The organism is Cytobacillus massiliigabonensis (genome assembly GCF_900199725.1).
Lineage (GTDB): Bacteria > Bacillota > Bacilli > Bacillales > Cytobacillaceae > Cytobacillus > Cytobacillus massiliigabonensis.
The window spans coordinates 763912-784758 of the sequence record NZ_LT904903.1; the positions used below are offsets into that span (position 1 = coordinate 763912).

Consider the following 20847-nt stretch of genomic DNA (forward strand, 5'->3'; position numbering starts at 1 on the left):
AATCTACCAAGTAAAGGAGAAGAGAATGAAGAAAATACTTTGGATTTCGGGAGCAGCTATTTTTGCCATTGCCCTTTTAGTGACATTCCTTTCTATGTCAGAAAAGAATGTTGCTAGTGTAAATGGGGAGAAAATAAGTGAAAAAGAGCTAAATGAGCTGCTTGTTTCTCAGTACGGATCTCAAGCACTAGATTCATTAATAACAGAGAAAATAATAAATCAAGAAAAGAAAAAGGAAAAGATTAAAGTAAGCAAGGAAGAGCTTGATAAAGAAATGACTGCGTATATGGAGTCATATGGCGGGAAAGACGCATTTCAGGAAATACTTGCAAACAGTGGCGTGAAAATGGCTGCTGTTGAAAAAGATATTGAGAAGTACTTAATAACAAAGAAATTGCTAGAACCAAGAATCGATATTTCTGATGAGGAAATGAAAGAGTACTTTGAAGATAACAAGGAAAGTTATGCACAGGCTGAACAGGTTCAGGCAAGCCATATTCTAGTAGAAGATGAAGCTGCCGCTAATGAGGTTCATAAAAAACTTGAAGAAGGGGAAGATTTCGCTGAATTAGCTGCCGAATATTCAACGGATGCATCTAACAGTGAGTCAGGCGGGGATCTAGGCTATTTTGCACGCGGAGAAATGGTTCAAGAGTTTGAGGACGCTGCCTTCGCTTTAGAAGTAGGAAAAATCAGTCATCCAGTCAAGACAGAGCATGGATACCACATCATTAAGGTTTCTGATAAAAAAGAAGCGAAAGAAGCTGTCTTTGAGGATGTAAAAGAGGATATCAAAACAGCATTGTTTGACTCAAAAATGGAAACAGAATATACAGCCTGGCTGGATGAGAAGTTTGAAGAGTATGAAATTGAAAACTTTTTAGAAGTCTAATGGACTATAGCATACAAAAAAACATACATGAGTATCTGCTCACAACCAGGTATGTAAATGTCGGTCTGCCTAATTTCAACTGTACGGGTTTTACTTCGTATATAAAGGCTTGTTCAATTAATCAGACCGACCATTTATTTTTCACACAGAAGAAGAGCATGGAGAATGATTTTCCCCATGCTCTTTCTTAATCCTTTAGGATTCACTTTTTAGCAGTCGAACACTTTCATCAAATTCTTTTTCAATAGTTGGATTGTGACGATAAGTGATTAAGCTGACAATGACAGAGAGAATTAAGTTGATTGCAAAGCCAGGCACAATTTCATAAAGTGTGTCGCCAAGTCCAACCTGCTTCCAAATGATAACAGTCACTGCACCAGCAATCATTCCTACAAGTGCACCCCAATTGGTCATCCTCTTCCAGAATAAGCTTAGAAGAATAACAGGACCAAAAGAAGCTCCAAATCCTGCCCAAGCATATGCCACAAGGCTTAAAATCGTATTATCTTGCTCTAATGCTAGTAGTGCTGCAACGATTGCAACTACTAAAACAGCCATTCTGCCAAAGAATACAAGCTCTTTATCTGAAGCGTTTTTCTTAAATAACGTTTTGTATAAGTCTTCTGTTAATGCGCTTGAAGTAACAATTAATTGTGAAGATACAGTGCTCATAATAGCAGCAAGTACTGCAGCTAGTAAGAATCCGGCAAATAATGGATGGAATACGATTTGCCCTAATACTAGGAAGACTGCCTCTGGATTATCCAATGTATACTGCGTATTCTGGTGGAAAAAAGCAAGTCCGATTAAAGCCATAAATACTGCACCTAATAAAGAGAAGATCATCCAGCCCATCCCTATACGGCGAGCGCTTTTTGTTTCTTTAACCGATGTAATCGCCATAAAGCGAACAATAATATGCGGCTGACCAAAATAGCCAAGTCCCCATGCCATGGCAGAGATAATTCCTAATGTTGTCGTTCCTTTGAAGAAATCAAGCAATGTTGGATCAATTGCCCGAATCGATTCAAAAGTACCGCTGAACCCGCCTGTATGAGAAAGTGCCAATGCTGGTACGAGAATTAAGGCGAGCAGCATCATTAGGCCTTGTATGAAATCTGTGTAACTAACAGCAAGGAAACCGCCAAACAATGTATAGGCAACAACAACACCTGAAACAATCAACAGACCAAGATGATAGTTAACATTAAATGAACTTTCAAAGAATACTGCTCCTGACACCATTCCTGAAGAAACATAGAACGTAAAGAAAACTAGAATGACGATTCCGGAAACAATTCTTAATAATTTTGTTGAATCTTTAAAACGGTTTTCTAAATACCCTGGAATGGTGATGGAGTCGTTTGCGACTTGAGTATAGCTTCGCAGACGAGGTGCAACAAAAAACCAGTTTGCATAAGCACCAAGTGTTAAACCAATAGCGATCCAAGCATCAGCTAAACCGCTTACATAGATTCCGCCAGGTAACCCCATTAATAGCCATCCGCTCATATCGGCTGCCCCAGCACTCAAGGCAGTTACTGCAGGTCCCAGTGAACGTCCTCCGAGCATGTAATCAGTTAAATTGCTTGTTTTTCGGTATGCATACCAGCCGATTAATAACATAGCGACCATATAAATTCCGATAGAGATTAATTGAAGGCCCGAATCTGTCATTTGCATTTCCTCCTTTAAATAAAAAGATAAACTATAAATAGAATAGAATTAAAACTATAAATATTCTAACATCCCCTGTCGAAAAATGCGATGGTAAAAGTTAATAAAAAATACATATTTTTTTTAAAAAAAGCCTTGATTAACTTAATTTCCTTGATTTTAGTATTAGAATATATGTTTTATTATGCATAATTTTATGTTATTAAACATTAAAATTTTATAAATAGAAAATATAATACCACATAAAATTCGAGAGTTATTATTATTTTTATATAATAATTAGACAATCCTTTTATTAAGAAATTTTTACTCTCATGGTGTTTATTGATATGATGGGTAAGACTTTATCGATAAAAATAGTAGATCGGGTGAACGTATGTATAGAGCAATCCAAATAAAAGTAAAATCTTCACAAAGTAAAAAGTTTCAAGCTGGATTTCCGCTTGTGACTGAGAATGCAATCGAAGAATTTCCGAATGGAGTAAAAGAAGGAACACTTATTGATCTTATTGACGAGAAGAATCGTTTCCTTGCAAAAGGGTATTATGGGAAACAAAATAAAGGAAGAGGCTGGATTTTAAGCAGAAATCAGCAGGAAGTGATTGATCAGCATTTTTTTGAAAAGAAGATTAAAATGGCGATAGATAACCGGAGGATTCTATTTGAAAATGAAGAAACAACCGCATTCCGGATTTTTAATGGTGAGGGCGATGGAGTTGGCGGTCTAACGATTGATTACTTTACTGGGTTTTACTTAGTGACCTGGTATAGTGAAGGAATTTATCATTTTAAGGATGCTATTATTCAAGCATTAATAAACGTGGCTGATGTGAAAGGGATTTATGAGAAGAAACGTTTTGCTGTTAAGGGTACATATATTGATGATGATGACTTCGTGACAGGGGAGCGGGCTAACTTCCCGTTGATTGTAAAGGAAAATGGCATCAATTATGCTGTTTATTTAAATGATGGAGCGATGGTCGGCGTATTCTTGGATCAGAGGGATGTAAGAAAGATTATTCGAGATAAGTATGCGGAAGGAAAAACAGTATTAAACACATTTTCATATACAGGAGCCTTCTCCGTAGCAGCAGCTCTAGGAGGTGCTGCGAAAACCACAAGTGTTGATCTCGCTAATCGCAGCAAAAGCAAGACCATTGAACAGTTTAGTATCAATGGGATTGATTATGAAGCGCAAGACATTATTGTTGAGGATGTTTTCAATTATTTTAAATATGCTGTTCGAAAGCATTTATCGTTTGACATGGTTATTCTTGACCCGCCAAGCTTCGCCCGTTCGAAAAAGCATACATTTAGTGCGGGAAAGGATTATCCGGCACTCCTTGAGCAAGCCATTCAAATTACAGCTAAGAATGGGATTATCGTTGCTTCATCTAATTGCAGTACCTTTAATATGCAAAAATTTAAAGAGTTTATTGATAAAGCTTTTAGAGAAACAGGCGGAAAATATAAAATTCTTGAGGAATACAGCCTTCCTGAGGATTTTAAGGTAATGAAGGAATTTAAAGAAGGAAATTATCTTAAAGTAGCTATTATCAAGAAACTTTCATAATGTATAAGCAAGAAAAAAGGTGCAAGCTTAAAAGCATACACCTTTCTTTCTGCTATTATAAAAGTCTTGCGCATTTCTATACAACCCCTTGTACGATCATCGCGTCAGCCACTCGGATGAAGCCTGCAATATTCGCACCGACAACAAGATTGCCGGGATAGCCATATTCTTCCGCAGCCTTCATACTATTGCGGTAAATAGCAGTCATAATTTCACGAAGTTTTTCATCTACTTCCTCAAATGTCCAGGATAATCTTGCGCTATTTTGCGCCATTTCTAAGGAGGACACAGCGACACCGCCAGCGTTGGCTGCTTTTGCAGGTGCAAAAAGAATATCACTTTTCAGAAACACGTTAATGGCTGCCAATGTGGACGGCATATTTGCCCCTTCACCAACAGCCTTTATTCCATTGGCAACAAGGACTTTTGCCGAGCAGTCATCAATTTCATTTTGCGTAGCACAAGGCAGAGCAATGTCACATGGAATGGACCAAATTCCAGAACAGCCTTCGACATATTGGGCATGCGGATGCTCATGGATATACTCGTAAATACGTTTTCCTTCCTGTTCCTTTAATCGTTTCACCGTTTCAAGATCAATCCCATTTTCATCATAAACATAGCCGTTTGAGTCACTGCAGGCAACAACCTTTGCACCTAAGTGAATGGCCTTTTCCATCGCATAAATAGAGACATTGCCTGATCCTGAAACAATAACGGTGCTTCCTTCGAAGCTAAGACCTTTATCTGCCAGCATCTCTTCAACGAAATAAACTGTGCCATAGCCTGTTGCTTCTTTTCGTCCTAAACTGCCTCCATAACCGACTCCTTTACCTGTTAAGACACCAGCTTCATATGCACCGCGAAGTCTCTTGTACTGTCCGAACATATATCCGATCTCTTTTGCGCCGACACCGATGTCACCTGCAGGAACATCGATATCAGGACCGATATATTTACTTAATTCTGTCATAAAGCTTTGTGTAAAACGCATGATTTCACCGTCAGACTTTCCCTTAGGATCAAAATCAGCTCCTCCTTTTCCACCGCCTATTGGCTGACCAGTTAAGGAGTTTTTGAAGATTTGTTCAAAACCGAGGAATTTAATAATGCTGGCATTTACGGAAGGATGGAAGCGAATGCCTCCTTTATATGGACCAATTGTGCTGCTGTATTGAACTCTAAATCCGCGGTTTACCTGAACTTTACCGGTATCATCTGTCCAAGGTACACGAAAGGTAATGACTCTTTCCGGCTCTACGATTCTTTCAAGGATTCCATGATTCATGTATTTGGGGTGTTTGGAAAAGACAGGTACGAGGGAGTCAAAAATCTCCTCAACTGCTTGATGAAATTCGTATTCGAATGGATTACGCAATTTGACTACTTCAAACACATTATTTACATATTCCAGAGCCGTATTTGTTTCACTGTTCTTCACTTCTTCCAATGTTTGCATAGCTGATCAAGCCCCCTATATAGAAATGAAACTGTATAATTACTCAAAAAGTTGGATTTTCTAATAAGAAAATTTTATAATAGGAAAATAATCTGAACAATATGAATAATAGATAAGACTAATGCCTGTATGAGATGAATAGCGAAAGAGGGGAACGTATTGGAATTACGGCAGATTCAATATTTTATGGAGGTTGCAAAAAGAGAGCATGTGACAGAGGCAGCAGTAGCCTTACACGTTGCACAATCAGCTGTCAGCAGGCAAATCTTTAATTTAGAAATGGAATTAGGGGTTGATTTATTTTTTCGTGAGGGGAGAAATGTTCGTCTAACCCCGATAGGAAAAATATTTTTGGAGCATATGGAAGAAGCAATGACTGTGATCGAGAATGCCAGGCGTGAAGTAGACGAATATTTAGATCCTGAAAAGGGGACGATTCGCATTGGCTTTCCGAGCAGTTTGGCTGCTTATACATTGCCGACTGTTATTTCTGCATTTAGCAGGAAGCATCCCGATGTGAAATATCAGCTTCGTCAAGGTTCCTACCATTCTCTTATTGATGGGGTAATTAAAGGGGAAATGGATATGGCCCTTCTTGGCCCAGTGCCGAAGGAAGAAAAGAAGGTGCATGGGCATATTTTATTTACTGAAAAAATGGTTGCCCTGCTGCCGAATAGGCATAAACATGCAGATAAAAAGTCATTAAATTTAAGCCAGCTGAGAGACGATTCTTTCGTTCTATTTCCTAACGGGTATATTCTGCGTGAGATCATTATGAATGCCTGTCAGCAGCAAGGCTTTCAGCCCAATGTTTCGTTTGAAGGAGAAGACATTGACGCAATTAAAGGCTTGGTTTCTGCTGGACTCGGAGTGACCGTTATTCCAGAAATTACATTAATCGATAGCTTGCCGCGCCAAACAGTGAAAATTCCAGTTACTGACCCTCAAGTTACTCGAACGGTTGGCGTAATTATCCCAACCGACAGGGAAATGCTGCCGACAGCTAAGCTATTTCATGAATTTACAATTGAATTTTTCCATATGCTGGGGAGCTTCCAAAACTAAACAAGGTCAAGTGCATTTATGGACATTTTTCCAGTGGACAGTAAAAAACACGATGGCTGGCTAATAGAGCACCATCGTGTTTTTCTTAATAAATTATTCCAATCCTTCAATCACTAATTCTTTTGCAGGCAAAAATGATTCACCTGTATCTAGGTATTTAACTTTTACTGGATCGCCCTCCTGCAAGTAAATTGCCATTGGGCTTATTTCAGAAGAAATCACATAGCTTTTACTGTTATTTAATAAGAAAGAAATTGTTGTGAAATCGCCATTTTTTTCTTTATATACCCTTACGACTGTTCCGCTTATTTCTTTTTCCTCTGCCTTAGAGCTGCCATCGACCGTTCCGCCGCCTCTTTGCAATGCGGTTTTATACATCTTCAATGCTTCATTTGGAGTCGATGCATAAACGGAAATTTCTGGGTTAGAAGCAGAAACAATAAAGTAATTTTGCAGAAATCCATTTGCATCCAATACCGGTGTTAGCCAGCTAGCTTCTCCGTAGAAATTATAGAGAACAGGCATTTCGCCACTCCATTTCTTTTCAATAAACTTTTTCTCGATAATTTGCAGTGTACCTTGTGAATCCATGTAGGACTCTTCAAGGTTTCCTGTGTAATAAATGGCTTCCCCTGTTCTTGAGTTTGTTAACGAGTAGCCAAGCATCGAGTCTACCCCCTCTTTCGGGCTAGTAAAATCTGTGAAGTAGAACATTTCTCCATTTTCATCAAAAATGGGGCTGACATTTGCTTCGGTTCCTTCATCTGATGGAAGCTTAACATCTTTTTTGCCAAACTTACTATTCCAAAATCCGTGAATATAATTGCCAAAATAGCTATTTTGCAGACTGACTACTTCTGGAGAAACAGCTCCGTCAATGAATGACGGTACATCTTTTAATGGATAGTCCCTTGTTTCTCCCGATTTTGGATCAACAGCAACGATTCCTTTCACATCAAATCCATTACGCGCTGAAACAAATTCCCCGTATGAACGAATATAATGAGGTTTCCCTTCATCATCAATTTCTAATTGAACATCTCCATGAAAGATATACTCTGGATACTGCATCCGAATATGGCGTTCAATATTTTTACTAAAATAGGAGGATGGAGTATAAATCATCTCTGCTTTCATGAATTTGGGATTTGCGGAGGAATCAGTTGCACTGATTGTAAAATAGCCTGGTGTTTCATCTCCATTCAGCCATTTGAAAAAGCCGGAAAATTCAACAGGAGCAATATAGACATATTCTCCATTTACTTTTTGAATTTGGAGATTTCCGAGCTCATAATAGCTTGTATTTGGAACTTGTCCAAATGCCTTCTTCATTTTATTCCTTGCAAACTGTGGAGGAACACTTGCTGGTGTTTCATTTTCGTCAAATGTTTCAATTTCTGATTTTACATTCATTTTGGCCATTTCATATTTTTCATCCGCGTTAAATAAAAAGGCGGAAAGGAAAAAAATTGCAACGGCTAGGCTTGCTAAAAACAAGACTGCTTTAATCATTCTTTCTTTCCCAGCGGAAAGCACTGCGCCAGCGGCAGTAATGATGACTGCTAATATCCATAGCGAAGACAAATTCCGATCAAGATTTGTTGCATAATAGAAGACAAAAACGCCTAGGATTAAGAGGAGAATGGCTGCGAGAAGAAACTTAGTCTTTGGCTGTTTTTTATCCTCGGTTTTACTTTTTGAAAATGGGATTAGCACAAGTGCAGAGGCTAATCCAATTATTAGTGAAAATAATAACATATGTCCCATTTGATCACCCTTTTAAGATTTTTCATTGCCTTATATACGGATAGGATACTAGTAAAGTTTCATCTTTAGATTAGTAGTGCCATTACTTTAGACATAAATATGAAATAAAAATTGACAGTTGTCCTATATTTTATTAAATTTTATTTATATTCTAATTATTTAGAATATAATTGAAACAAAGGGGATGGAATAATGGGGAAATCGGTTCAAAAAAGCAATTCAAAAAAGGGGGAGGATTTTGAGAAACTTGTTCATACAAGTCATTTTCAGGAACTGATGGCTGCTAAGAAAAAATTTTTAGTTCCATCAATTATTGTATTTCTAGGACTGTATTTATTATTTCCAATTTTAATTTCCTATACAAATGCACTGGACAACGCTGCAATTGGGGACATATCATGGGCATGGATATATGCACTGCTGTTATTCGTTATGACCTGGGTAATGGCAACGATATATATGAAAAAATCAGCTGTGTTTGATCGTATGGCGGAAAAGGTCTGGAAGGAAGATGAGTTGGATAGGAGAGAAGCAAAGTGAATATTACGGTAGTTGTTTTATTTTTATTAATAGTTGCCATGACACTAGCCATTACTTACTATGCTGCGAAAAGGACAAATACAGCAAATGAATTTTATACGGCTGGGGGAGGATTAACAGGCTGGCAAAATGGTCTGGCTATTTCAGGAGACTATTTATCTGCTGCTTCTTTCCTTGGAATTGCTGGAGCGATTGCATTAAGCGGATTTGATGGGTTCTTATTTAGTATAGGTTATCTTGTTGCATACTTAGTCGTTTTATTTATTGTAGCGGAACCGCTGCGAAATCTTGGAAAATATACCTTAGCGGATATGATTAACTCCCGTTTTGATGCTAAAAAAGTAAGAGCAACTGCCGCTTTAAATACGATTACAATTGTTATTTTTTATATGATTGCCCAATTAGTTGGTGCAGGTGCTTTAATCAAGCTATTATTCGGGATTGATTATTGGCTGGCAGTATTAATTGTTGGAATCATGATGACAGTTTATGTTTTATTTGGAGGCATGACAGCAACAAGCTGGGTGCAAATTATTAAGGCTGTTCTGTTAATGCTTGGTACAATTATTATTTCTTTTTTGGTACTTTCTCGTTTCAACTTCAATATATTCGAAATGTTTACCACCATGAAAACAGCGACACCGTTAGGCGAAGCCTACTTAAATCCAGGTGTAAAATACAAGGTGCCACTAGATACAATTTCCCTCATGATCGCGCTTGTGTTTGGAACAGCGGGACTCCCACATATACTAATGAGATTTTTCACTGTAAGAGATGCAAAAACAGCAAGAAGCTCCGTTATTTGGGCGACTTGGATCGTTGGCATATTTTATGTCATGACAATATTCTTAGGTTTTGGTGCTGCAGCATTTGTTGGTGCGGATGTTATTCAAGCGAGTAATGCAGCTGGGAATATGGCTGCCCCATTACTTGCGAAGGTGTTAGGCGGAGATATCCTCATGTCATTTGTTTCTGCAGTAGCATTTGCAACGATTTTGGCTGTAGTTGCTGGCTTAGTTTTATCAGGTGCTTCAGCATTTGCTCATGATATTTATGGACAAATCATTAAAAGAGGAAAAGCAACGGAAAGGGAACAGATGCTAGCTGCTAAATATGCCTCATTGGGTGTTTCTGTGTTTTCTATTTTGTTAGCACTTTTTGCACAAAATTTAAATGTTGCCTTTCTCGTCTCACTAGCCTTTTGTGTGGCTGCCAGTGCAAACCTGCCTGTTATCATTTTCACAATTTATTGGAAGCGTTTTAATACAGCTGGGGCAATGACAGGAATGATCTCGGGTCTTGTATCTGCTCTTATTCTTGTAGCGATTAGTCCAAGTGTTATCTCTCCAGTTGAGGGGGCAGCATTATTTACAGGTAATCCTATTTTTCCATTAACAAATCCTGCCTTGCTGTCTGTTCCAATTGGTTTTATCGGTTCAGTTATTGGTACCCTCGTTTCCAGCAAACAGGATGCAAAACGATATGCAGAGGTAAAGGTCAAAGCAAATACTGGTTACCGTGCACCATTAAATTAAAAAAAGAGGGGCAAGTACAGAAATTTTGTACCTTGCCTTTTTTTATTTCAAAAAATTTATCTATATTAAGAAGGAAAAGAGTAAGAAGTAAGAGAATGAGATAATACTAGACAGTAAATTTTTTTAATGAGAGGATGGTTTACATGCAGTCTAGACCAGAAGCAAATGAATATGCCCCTTATTATTCCGGATATGTTGGTTTAGTTCCGGATGGAGACATCATACATATATTAATGGAGCAAGTGGAGGAAACGATTCAGCTTCTGCAAGACATCTCTGAAAAACAGAGCCTATTTCGATATGCGGATGGAAAATGGAGTGTAAAGGAAGTCATTGGGCATGTAGCAGATACAGAGCGGATTATGGCATATCGTTTACTTTGCATTGCCCGTGGGGAAACTTTATCGCTGCCTGGTTTTGATGAAAATCCCTATGTAATTAATGCATCCTTTGATCGCTTGCCTATTAAAGAGCATATTGAAAATTTAAGGGCAGTTCGGCAATCAACGATTCAATTGCTGAAGGGGCTGGATAATCAAGTATGGGCTAGAATAGGGAGTGCAAATGATGTAGATGTTTCAGTCCGTGCACTTGCATATATTATAGCTGGACATGAGCGACATCACCGTCAATTGTTGAAAGAGCGCTATTTATTATAATTGTTATGAACGAAAAACTGCTAAACTTGCTTTGGCAGTTTTTTTGTTAAGAAAAAAGTGTCACAAAAATGTGTCCTATGCGACTAATCGGTATGACAGTTAAAAGTAGGTGAGTGAGATTTGGATAATAAGAGAAGGCATCTCGTGATGGAATGGTATGAATCCTATTATGATGATGTTTACCGTTTTATCTTATATATGCTCGGTGATAAACAGCTTTGTGAGGATTTCGTACATGATACGTTTGTTCGTGCATATACAGCAATGGAACGATTCGATCAGCGCTCCAGTGTAAAAACATGGCTTTTTAGCATTGCCAGGCATTTAGTTTTAGACGAAATCCGTAAACGAAAGCGGAGAAAATTATTCCCATTTGAAAAGGATATCCCATCTTCTTTAAATGTGGAGCAGCTGTTTGAGCATAAAGAAGCTGTGCTTGAACTGATGAGTGATATTCAAAAATTAAAGCCGAACTATCGGATGGTAATCATTTTAAAAATGGTTGAGGATTGCTCCACAAAAGAAATCTCAGACATTCTAGATTGGTCTGAAGCAAAGGTGCGCAAAACGTTATCAAGAGCAATGCATTCACTTAGAATAATGAACAGGAAGGAAGAAGGAGGTGGGCGAATTGAGCAAACATTTAGATGACCAATGGAAGCAGCTCCAGCAATTTAAACCTCCAAGTCATGAAAAAGATCAAATAAAGAAAAGAATTTGGCAAACGATTCAAGAGGAACATGCACAAAAATCACCTAACATGTTTCTTCCGCTGAAAGAAATAATAACGGCTTGTCTTCTTGTTCTAATTAGTGGAAGCTTCTTTTGGCTGATTTTTCAGGAAAGTGGAGAGCCGCAAACAGCTGCAAATCCCTCTATCGATTATGAGAAATTTAGTTGGGCGCTTGAGGATGTCTATAGCAAGAAAGCAGACGAAGGTTTGGAGCTTTTTCAAGAAAAGCAATCAGTCCCCGTCGGAACAGTGCAGGAAGTAACCGAAGAAGAGATGAAAACTATCACGGAACAATTGCCAATGTTTGTTGAGGAGGAGCTGGAACAATTCCCCTATCCAACAACGATGTATATTGAGCATGTGAAAATGATGGATACGGCACTAAGATACCATTTTTTCATTCCGAATAAGGATAAATGGATTTACTTCACTTTTGATTATCCGAAGCTTGAATATGCAGAAATTTTTCATGCGATGTCAACGCTGGCATTTGAGGGCAAGAAGCCATACAGTCATGATGAGCAGCTATATGTCAACCACGGTTATGGAAGCATGCCATTTCCAGTTGGATTGAAGCCATACTCAATTACCTCATATAAGGAAATCTATTATTGGGATGAAGGGTCTAATAAGGCGTATTCGAAATATATAGAAACCATTCTTGCATCCGGCTGGAAAAAGACAGCATCAGATGGACAAAGACATACATTCGTTTCATTAGATGGGAATGTAGAGATAAGTATCAGATGGGCAGGAAGAGAATTAATTTATGAGTTTGATTATCCGAATAGAGAAGAAGAATAGTGTAAAAGCATGAACGAATAAATGCGTTTCTACAAATCGTAGAGACGCATTTATAATGAGGAAGGAAGAACAGGAATTTTCAGACATTTTGTCGAATTAGTTTACTAATTAATTTTATGAGGTGGACTATGGAATTTGTAATAAATAATGAATGTTTTAACAAAGCAATTACAGATGTCAGTAAAGCAATTTCACTAAAAACAACTTTATCTATTTTGTCAGGTATTAAAATCGTTGCCAATAGTAATTGCTTAATTCTTGTCGGAAGCAATTCTGATATTGTTATTGAAAAAATTATTCCTTTAATGATGGATGATGAAAAAGTATTGGAAGTTTATGATACAGGCAGTGTTGTAGTATCGGCAAAATATTTAAGTGAAATTGCCAGAAAGCTGCCTAAAGATATCCATTTAAAAGTAAACGAAAAACAATTAGTTACCATTCAGTCTGATGAGATTATTACCACCCTAAACGGCTTTCATTCTGAAGAGTATCCAAGACTTCCTCAAATTGATGAGACTACATGTATTAAAATCTCAAGCATGGAATTAATAGAAATAATCAATCAGACGTCATTTGCAGTTTCTAAAAGTGAGTCGAGACCCGTCCTTACAGGAGTAAATTTGTCATTCAATGAAAAACATCTTTCCTGTGCAGCAACTAATTCCCAACGGTTAGCATTTAGAGAAATTCCTATAAGGACAGATGTAAATGGTTCCTTCATTGTTCCGAGTTCTAGCCTAAACGAGTTAACCAAGCTATTTAAAAATGAAGCAGGTCCAATACATATTTATATAACAGATAATTATATCGTGTTTAAGTCAAATACTATCTCACTTTTTTCAAGGCTCATCGAAGGGAACTATCCTAACGTTTCAGGCTTATTGCCAAAGGAATCAAAGACAATAATCATTATGGACACTAATCAGCTATTGAAAGGGATTGATAGAGCCTGTCTTTTTGCAAATGAATGGAAAAATAACAATGTAAATCTTGAAATCATAGATGGCTCTATAATGAAAATTTCTTCTAACTCAACAGAAATAGGGAAAATAGAAGAAACACAAACGATTAAGATGATTAAGGGAGAGACAGATTTAAGTATCTCGCTTGATGGAAGCTTTTTCATTGATGCTTTAAAGGCAATAAAAGAAGAAGAGATCAGAATAAGCTTTGGCGGTCCGATGAGACCAGTTTTAATTGAGCCTGTAAATAATCCTTTTCATCTTCATCTGATTTCACCAGTGCGGACTTATTAAGTTAAATGGGCACTGATTAATTGAAATAGTAAAGTGATAAATTTGACTAGGGAGTGATAAAGATGACAGTAGTTTTGAATGAAAACTTAGCCCATCGAATTGAGCAATCAGAAATAGATGCTCTACATTCTAGATTAAGTGCGGTGCAAGGGATTTTTAATAATCCGATGGATGTTCAAATTGAGAAATTTGGAAATGCAACCGCGTTTACTGTGAAAATGATACCTGGACCATCTTTCAATACGGTGAAGGGACTAGCTGATGGGGATGAGAGGTATATTGATGATATCATAGATTTCTATAATAAAAGGAATATTCCAGCGCGGTTTGAACTAACCCCTGCAAATGTATCTCCGGAGTTATTAACCATCCTTTCGGAAAAGGGATTTTACCAAAAGGATTTTCATTCAAGTTTATATACATCAGCTTTGCCTGATCAGGAACCTGAAGCAACGGATATAGCTATTCGTAGGCTAAATAAAAATGAGTTTGATCTTTTCGCTGACATTTATATAAAGAGCTTTGGTCTCCCAGATTTCGTTAAGGAAGGAATCGCTCAAAACAATGCTGTTCTTTATGGGTTTGATAATTGGACCTTTTATCTTGCTGCGGTTGAAGATGAGCCTGCAGGCATTGGGGTCATTTTTGTGCAGGATAAAATTTCTACTCTCGCAGCAGCGGCAACTATTCCGCAATTTAGAAATAAAGGAGTGCATCAGGCTCTAATTCATAAATGCCTTCAACATGCAGCTTTTCAAACGTGCGATCTAGCTGTTGGTCAAGCAAAGTATGCAAGCATTAGCCAAAATAATATGGAAAGAGCCGGAATGAAGATAGCATATACTAAAGCAATATGGGTGCAGAGAGAATCGTAGTTTGGGTATGAAACTTGAAATCTAAGAAGAACGAAAAAATTGTAGCCATGAAGGGTTCATGGAGCCCGAAATGATAGGTTAACAAAAAACTGGTAGCCATGGAGGGGTCATGGAGACCGAAGTGATGAGTGAACGATAAAAACGGTAGCCATGAAGGGTTCATGAATCCCGAAATGATGAGTGAACGAAAAAACCGGTAGCCATGAAGGGGTCATGGAGCCCGAAATGATGAGTGAACGAAAAAACTGGTAGCCATGAAGGGTTCATGAAGCCCGAAATGATGAGTGAACATAAAAACTGGTAGCCATGAAGGGTTCATGAAGCCCGAAATGATGAGTGAACATAAAAACTGGTAGCCATGAAGCGGTCATGAATCCCGAAATGATGAGTGAACGAAAAAAACGGTAGCCATGAAGCGGTCATGAATCCCGAAATGATGAGTGAACGAAAAAACCGGTAGCCATGAAGCGGTCATGAAGCCCGAAATGATGAGTGAACGATAAAAACGGTAGCCATGAAGGGTTCATGGAGCCCGAAATGATGAGTGAACATAAAAACTGGTAGCCATGAAGGGTTCATGAATCCCGAAATGATGAGTGAACGAAAAAACTGGTAGCCATGAAGGGTTCATGAAGCCCGAAATGATGAGTGAACATAAAAACTGGTAGCCATGAAGGGTTCATGAATCCCGAAATGATGAGTGAACGAAAAAACCGGTAGCCATGAAGCGCTCATGAATCCCGAAATGATGAGTGAACGAAAAAACTGGTAGCCATGAAGGGTTCATGAATCCCGAAATGATGAGTGAACGATAAAAACGGTAGCCATGAAGGGTTCATGGAGCCCGAAATGATGAGTGAACGAAAAAACCGGTAGCCATGAAGCGGTTATGAATCCCGAAATGATAGGTGAACAGAAAAACTGGTAGCCATGAAGGGTTCATGAATCCCGAAATGATGAGTGAACGATAAAAACGGTAGCCATGAAGGGTTCATGGAGCCCGAAATGATGAGTGAACATAAAAACTGGTAGCCATGAAGGGTTCATGAATCCCGAAATGATGAGTGAACGAAAAAACTGGTAGCCATGAAGGGTTCATGAAGCCCGAAATGATGAGTGAACATAAAAACTGGTAGCCATGAAGGGTTCATGAATCCCGAAATGATGAGTGAACGAAAAAACCGGTAGCCATGAAGCGCTCATGAATCCCGAAATGATGAGTGAACGAAAAAACTGGTAGCCATGAAGGGTTCATGAATCCCGAAATGATGAGTGAACGATAAAAACGGTAGCCATGAAGGGTTCATGGAGCCCGAAATGATGAGTGAACGAAAAAACCGGTAGCCATGAAGCGGTTATGAATCCCGAAATGATAGGTGAACAGAAAAACTGGTAGCCATGAAGGGTTCATGAATCCCGAAATGATGAGTGAACGATAAAAACGGTAGCCATGAAGGGTTCATGGAGCCCGAAATGATGAGTGAACATAAAAACTGGTAGCCATGAAGGGTTCATGAATCCCGAAATGATGAGTGAACGAAAAAACTGGTAGCCATGAAGGGTTCATGAAGCCCGAAATGATGAGTGAACATAAAAACTGGTAGCCATGAAGGGTTCATGAATCCCGAAATGATGAGTGAACGAAAAAACCGGTAGCCATGAAGCGCTCATGAATCCCGAAATGATGAGTGAACGAAAAAACTGGTAGCCATGAAGGGTTCATGAATCCCGAAATGATGAGTGAACGATAAAAACGGTAGCCATGAAGGGTTCATGGAGCCCGAAATGATGAGTGAACGAAAAAACCGGTAGCCATGAAGCGGTTATGAATCCCGAAATGATAGGTGAACAGAAAAACTGGTAGCCATGAAGGGTTCATGAATCCCGAAATGATGAGTGAACGATAAAAACGGTAGCCATGAAGGGTTCATGGAGCCCGAAATGATGAGTGAACATAAAAACTGGTAGCCATGAAGGGTTCATGAATCCCGAAATGATGAGTGAACGAAAAAACTGGTAGCCATGAAGGGTTCATGAAGCCCGAAATGATGAGTGAACATAAAAACTGGTAGCCATGAAGGGTTCATGAATCCCGAAATGATGAGTGAACGAAAAAACCGGTAGCCATGAAGCGCTCATGAATCCCGAAATGATGAGTGAACGAAAAAACTGGTAGCCATGAAGGGTTCATGAATCCCGAAATGATGAGTGAACGATAAAAACGGTAGCCATGAAGGGTTCATGGAGCCCGAAATGATGAGTGAACGAAAAAACCGGTAGCCATGAAGCGGTTATGAATCCCGAAATGATAGGTGAACAGAAAAACTGGTAGCCATGAAGGGTTCATGAATCCCGAAATGATGAGTGAACGATAAAAACGGTAGCCATGAAGGGTTCATGGAGCCCGAAATGATGAGTGAACATAAAAACTGGTAGCCATGAAGGGTTCATGAATCCCGAAATGATGAGTGAACGAAAAAACTGGTAGCCATGAAGGGTTCATGAAGCCCGAAATGATGAGTGAACATAAAAACTGGTAGCCATGAAGGGTTCATGAATCCCGAAATGATGAGTGAACGAAAAAACCGGTAGCCATGAAGCGCTCATGAATCCCGAAATGATGAGTGAACGAAAAAACTGGTAGCCATGAAGGGTTCATGAATCCCGAAATGATGAGTGAACGATAAAAACGGTAGCCATGAAGGGTTCATGGAGCCCGAAATGATGAGTGAACGAAAAAACCGGTAGCCATGAAGCGGTTATGAATCCCGAAATGATAGGTGAACAGAAAAACTGGTAGCCATGAAGGGTTCATGAATCCCGAAATGATGAGTGAACGATAAAAACGGTAGCCATGAAGGGTTCATGGAGCCCGAAATGATGAGTGAACATAAAAACTGGTAGCCATGAAGGGTTCATGAATCCCGAAATGATGAGTGAACGAAAAAACTGGTAGCCATGAAGGGTTCATGAAGCCCGAAATGATGAGTGAACATAAAAACTGGTAGCCATGAAGGGTTCATGAATCCCGAAATGATGAGTGAACGAAAAAACCGGTAGCCATGAAGCGCTCATGAATCCCGAAATGATGAGTGAACGAAAAAACTGGTAGCCATGAAGGGTTCATGAATCCCGAAATGATGAGTGAACGATAAAAACGGTAGCCATGAAGGGTTCATGGAGCCCGAAATGATGAGTGAACGAAAAAACCGGTAGCCATGAAGCGGTTATGAATCCCGAAATGATAGGTGAACAGAAAAACTGGTAGCCATGAAGGGTTCATGAATCCCGAAATGATGAGTGAACGATAAAAACGGTAGCCATGAAGGGTTCATGGAGCCCGAAATGATGAGTGAACATAAAAACTGGTAGCCATGAAGGGTTCATGAATCCCGAAATGATGAGTGAACGAAAAAACTGGTAGCCATGAAGGGTTCATGAAGCCCGAAATGATGAGTGAACATAAAAACTGGTAGCCATGAAGGGTTCATGAATCCCGAAATGATGAGTGAACGAAAAAACCGGTAGCCATGAAGCGCTCATGAATCCCGAAATGATGAGTGAACGAAAAAACTGGTAGCCATGAAGGGTTCATGAATCCCGAAATGATGAGTGAACGATAAAAACGGTAGCCATGAAGGGTTCATGGAGCCCGAAATGATGAGTGAACGAAAAAACCGGTAGCCATGAAGCGGTTATGAATCCCGAAATGATAGGTGAACAGAAAAACTGGTAGCCATGAAGGGTTCATGAATCCCGAAATGATGAGTGAACGATAAAAACGGTAGCCATGAAGGGTTCATGGAGCCCGAAATGATGAGTGAACATAAAAACTGGTAGCCATGAAGGGTTCATGAATCCCGAAATGATGAGTGAACGAAAAAACTGGTAGCCATGAAGGGTTCATGAAGCCCGAAATGATGAGTGAACATAAAAACTGGTAGCCATGAAGGGTTCATGAATCCCGAAATGATGAGTGAACGAAAAAACCGGTAGCCATGAAGCGCTCATGAATCCCGAAATGATGAGTGAACGAAAAAACTGGTAGCCATGAAGGGTTCATGAATCCCGAAATGATGAGTGAACGATAAAAACGGTAGCCATGAAGGGTTCATGGAGCCCGAAATGATGAGTGAACGAAAAAACCGGTAGCCATGAAGCGGTTATGAATCCCGAAATGATAGGTGAACAGAAAAACTGGTAGCCATGAAGGGTTCATGAATCCCGAAATGATGAGTGAACGATAAAAACGGTAGCCATGAAGGGTTCATGGAGCCCGAAATGATGAGTGAACATAAAAACTGGTAGCCATGAAGGGTTCATGAATCCCGAAATGATGAGTGAACGAAAAAACTGGTAGCCATGAATAACTCAAGTCACCTTAAACTTCAGCAAAACAAAAGCGAACCCAAAAGGGGATCGCTTTTTGCATGTATGGATATATCTATTCTCTAAGCTTTGTTATCACGTCGTCCAATTCAGCTGTTAAATTGTTTAAATCATTGGATACCGCATAAGAGCTTTCGGTAATTTTATATTGTTTATCGGTAGTTTCTGCTACTTGCTGGGTAATTGTTGCCGATTGGTCAGCGAATGCTCTCATGTCAGTCATTGAAGCGTTAACTTTTTCAGAAAATGTTGTCAGTTCCATGGCAAGAGAAGATATTTCTTGTATTTGAGCTGCAACTTCTTTGGACACCTCAGATATACCGCCGAATAGGGTATTTGAATTGTGGATAATCTCCAATCCGGCTCCTACGGAATGTATTACTTTCTTCATTGATTCAACAGAGCTATTAGACTCTTCTAATGTCTGCTGGATGAGCTCCGAAATATGCTTAGTAGAATCAGAGGATTGCTCTGCAAGTTTTTTTACTTCATTTGCGACAACGGAGAAGCCTCGTCCATAGTCTCCGGCTCTTGCAGCTTCAATTGATGCATTTAACGCTAATAGATTTGTTTGATTAGAGATATTAGCAATTACTTCAATAATATTCTCAATTGATTGTGAACGATTATGTAATTTATGAATCGTTGAAAATGAATTATTCACATCTGACTTAATATCATTCATTTGTTTTGCTAGTTTTTTAATTAAATTGCTTCCTTCATCAGCCTGCATAACTGATTGATTAGATTGTTTAGTAACTTCCTGCGCTGTTTGATTAATATTTTGAATGCCTGAATGAATATCTGAAATCATATGAACATTTTTTTCAATTGTTTGTTTCTGAATGTCTGAGCTGCTGGATACTTCTTGGAAGGCAGTAGAAAGCTGTAAACTGGCATCCATATTTTCTCGAGAGTGCTGTATAAGTGATTTAGATACTTGTAAGATTTGATCGGATGTGAATGATAAACGGGTAACAATTTCTTCGATAATAGCCTTTCTCTGGCTTTGCTGCTTTTCCTTTAATGCATGTTCAATCTTTTTGCCAGACAGAATCTGCATACTAACTGCACTTGAAGTTAGTATTAGAAAAAATGCATGTAACAGCAGCATCGAAAGTGAATATCGGTTAACGCCAAATACAATCTCAGGCAGGAATAGGTAGCCAATAAGGTGCTGTATTGCAAAGATTGCTGTCATTAATGAAACTAATTTTATTTCCTGATAGTACCCAAGTGCAGCAACAACCATGAAAATACTAAAATGGAATTCTACTCTTCCGCTTCCCCCAGAGATAATAGCAATACTGCCAAAAGTTAATGCTAACGTTAGTAAATAAGGAATAAGAGGATGGCTCTTATTTTTTTTATATAGTAAAAAGCTGATTATAAGGAATATTGCCGGGATGCAAACAAGAATTGTAAGTATAAGACCAAATTGACTCTCAATATCATGAGACATGACCATTTCACCAAGTGCATGAGAATGGTCAAATAATTGAAAGGTTCTCCCCCTAATGTTAATGATGATAGCTATTAAGAGAACTAGACTTGTAATTATAAGCATGAACTGATTCTTTTTACTTATCAAACGGATCCCTCTTTCTTGTAGTATAGAAC

Annotated in this window: 14 protein-coding genes; 10 read left to right on the top strand and 4 right to left on the bottom strand. The window is 38.8% G+C overall.

Annotated elements, in window-relative coordinates; translation table 11 throughout:
* The first annotated feature begins 25 nt into the window (after nucleotides 1-25).
* A complete protein-coding gene (locus tag C1726_RS09790) occupies nucleotides 26-892 on the top strand; it encodes a peptidylprolyl isomerase (RefSeq protein ID WP_102272960.1) in 867 nt (288 codons plus the stop codon).
* Between the two features lie 195 nt (nucleotides 893-1087).
* Here C1726_RS09790 and putP read toward each other — a convergent pair whose 3' ends face one another.
* The gene (gene putP / locus C1726_RS09795; protein WP_102272961.1) at nucleotides 1088-2569 is read right to left on the bottom strand and encodes a sodium/proline symporter PutP; all 1482 of its coding nucleotides are present in this window, start codon (nucleotides 2567-2569) and stop codon (nucleotides 1088-1090) included.
* A gap of 376 nt (nucleotides 2570-2945) precedes the next feature.
* Here putP and C1726_RS09800 point away from each other — a divergent pair, with 376 nt between their 5' ends.
* A complete protein-coding gene (locus C1726_RS09800; protein WP_102272962.1) occupies nucleotides 2946-4142 on the top strand; it encodes a class I SAM-dependent rRNA methyltransferase in 1197 nt (398 codons plus the stop codon).
* Between the two features lie 76 nt (nucleotides 4143-4218).
* On the opposite strand, the gene gdhA is transcribed toward C1726_RS09800, so the two are convergent.
* Complete coding sequence (gdhA, locus tag C1726_RS09805; protein WP_102272963.1) at nucleotides 4219-5601, bottom strand: NADP-specific glutamate dehydrogenase; 1383 nt, start codon at nucleotides 5599-5601, stop codon at nucleotides 4219-4221.
* A 159-nt stretch (nucleotides 5602-5760) separates the two neighbouring features.
* On the opposite strand from gdhA, the gene C1726_RS09810 reads away from it, so the two are divergent.
* Complete coding sequence (locus tag C1726_RS09810) at nucleotides 5761-6666, top strand: LysR family transcriptional regulator (RefSeq protein WP_102272964.1); 906 nt, start codon at nucleotides 5761-5763, stop codon at nucleotides 6664-6666.
* 93 nt (nucleotides 6667-6759) lie between these two features.
* Here the strand turns inward: C1726_RS09810 and C1726_RS09815 are convergent, their stop codons facing one another.
* Nucleotides 6760-8433, bottom strand: coding sequence for a hypothetical protein (locus C1726_RS09815; RefSeq protein ID WP_102272965.1), 1674 nt, complete (start codon nucleotides 8431-8433; stop codon nucleotides 6760-6762).
* Between the two features lie 192 nt (nucleotides 8434-8625).
* Between C1726_RS09815 and C1726_RS09820 the strand changes: the two genes are divergently transcribed.
* The 7 genes from C1726_RS09820 to C1726_RS09850 all read left to right on the top strand — a co-directional run bounded on the left by C1726_RS09820 (nucleotide 8626) and on the right by C1726_RS09850 (nucleotide 14838).
* Nucleotides 8626-8973 (top strand): DUF485 domain-containing protein, encoded by a 348-nt coding sequence (locus C1726_RS09820; RefSeq protein WP_102272966.1) that lies wholly within the window; start codon nucleotides 8626-8628, stop codon nucleotides 8971-8973.
* Nucleotides 8970-10508 (top strand): solute symporter family protein, encoded by a 1539-nt coding sequence (locus C1726_RS09825; protein WP_102272967.1) that lies wholly within the window; start codon nucleotides 8970-8972, stop codon nucleotides 10506-10508. Before C1726_RS09820 ends, C1726_RS09825 begins: the two co-directional genes overlap by 4 nt.
* Nucleotides 10509-10651: 143 nt before the next feature.
* Nucleotides 10652-11167 (top strand): DinB family protein, encoded by a 516-nt coding sequence (locus C1726_RS09830; RefSeq protein WP_102272968.1) that lies wholly within the window; start codon nucleotides 10652-10654, stop codon nucleotides 11165-11167.
* Nucleotides 11168-11314: 147 nt separating this feature from the next.
* A complete protein-coding gene (locus C1726_RS09835; RefSeq protein WP_235822742.1) occupies nucleotides 11315-11818 on the top strand; it encodes an RNA polymerase sigma factor in 504 nt (167 codons plus the stop codon).
* A complete protein-coding gene (locus tag C1726_RS09840) occupies nucleotides 11799-12704 on the top strand; it encodes a hypothetical protein (protein ID WP_102272970.1) in 906 nt (301 codons plus the stop codon). The genes C1726_RS09835 and C1726_RS09840 overlap by 20 nt, the downstream gene beginning before the upstream one ends.
* Before the next feature lie 128 nt (nucleotides 12705-12832).
* Nucleotides 12833-13963 carry a DNA polymerase III subunit beta gene (gene dnaN / locus C1726_RS09845; RefSeq protein ID WP_102272971.1) on the top strand — a complete coding sequence of 377 codons (1131 nt, stop codon included), beginning with the start codon at nucleotides 12833-12835 and terminating at the stop codon, nucleotides 13961-13963.
* Nucleotides 13964-14025: 62 nt separating this feature from the next.
* On the top strand, nucleotides 14026-14838 hold the full coding sequence (locus C1726_RS09850) for a GNAT family N-acetyltransferase (RefSeq protein ID WP_102272972.1): 813 nt from the start codon (nucleotides 14026-14028) through the stop codon (nucleotides 14836-14838).
* 4444 nt (nucleotides 14839-19282) lie between these two features.
* Here C1726_RS09850 and C1726_RS09855 read toward each other — a convergent pair.
* The gene (locus C1726_RS09855; protein WP_102272973.1) at nucleotides 19283-20818 is read right to left on the bottom strand and encodes a methyl-accepting chemotaxis protein; all 1536 of its coding nucleotides are present in this window, start codon (nucleotides 20816-20818) and stop codon (nucleotides 19283-19285) included.
* Nucleotides 20819-20847 lie beyond the last annotated feature (29 nt).

Excerpts from the sequence above, each read along its gene's own strand:
- putP (WP_102272961.1), bottom strand. The coding sequence starts at position 2,569 with ATGACAGATTCGGGCCTTCAATTAATCTCTATCGGAATTTATATGGTC.
- C1726_RS09835 (WP_235822742.1), top strand. The coding sequence starts at position 11,315 with ATGGAATGGTATGAATCCTATTATGATGATGTTTACCGTTTTATCTTA.
- gdhA (WP_102272963.1), bottom strand. The coding sequence starts at position 5,601 with ATGCAAACATTGGAAGAAGTGAAGAACAGTGAAACAAATACGGCTCTG.
- C1726_RS09850 (WP_102272972.1), top strand. The coding sequence starts at position 14,026 with ATGACAGTAGTTTTGAATGAAAACTTAGCCCATCGAATTGAGCAATCA.
- C1726_RS09830 (WP_102272968.1), top strand. The coding sequence starts at position 10,652 with ATGCAGTCTAGACCAGAAGCAAATGAATATGCCCCTTATTATTCCGGA.
- C1726_RS09815 (WP_102272965.1), bottom strand. The coding sequence starts at position 8,433 with ATGGGACATATGTTATTATTTTCACTAATAATTGGATTAGCCTCTGCA.
- C1726_RS09790 (WP_102272960.1), top strand. The coding sequence starts at position 26 with ATGAAGAAAATACTTTGGATTTCGGGAGCAGCTATTTTTGCCATTGCC.
- C1726_RS09820 (WP_102272966.1), top strand. The coding sequence starts at position 8,626 with ATGGGGAAATCGGTTCAAAAAAGCAATTCAAAAAAGGGGGAGGATTTT.
- C1726_RS09800 (WP_102272962.1), top strand. The coding sequence starts at position 2,946 with ATGTATAGAGCAATCCAAATAAAAGTAAAATCTTCACAAAGTAAAAAG.
- dnaN (WP_102272971.1), top strand. The coding sequence starts at position 12,833 with ATGGAATTTGTAATAAATAATGAATGTTTTAACAAAGCAATTACAGAT.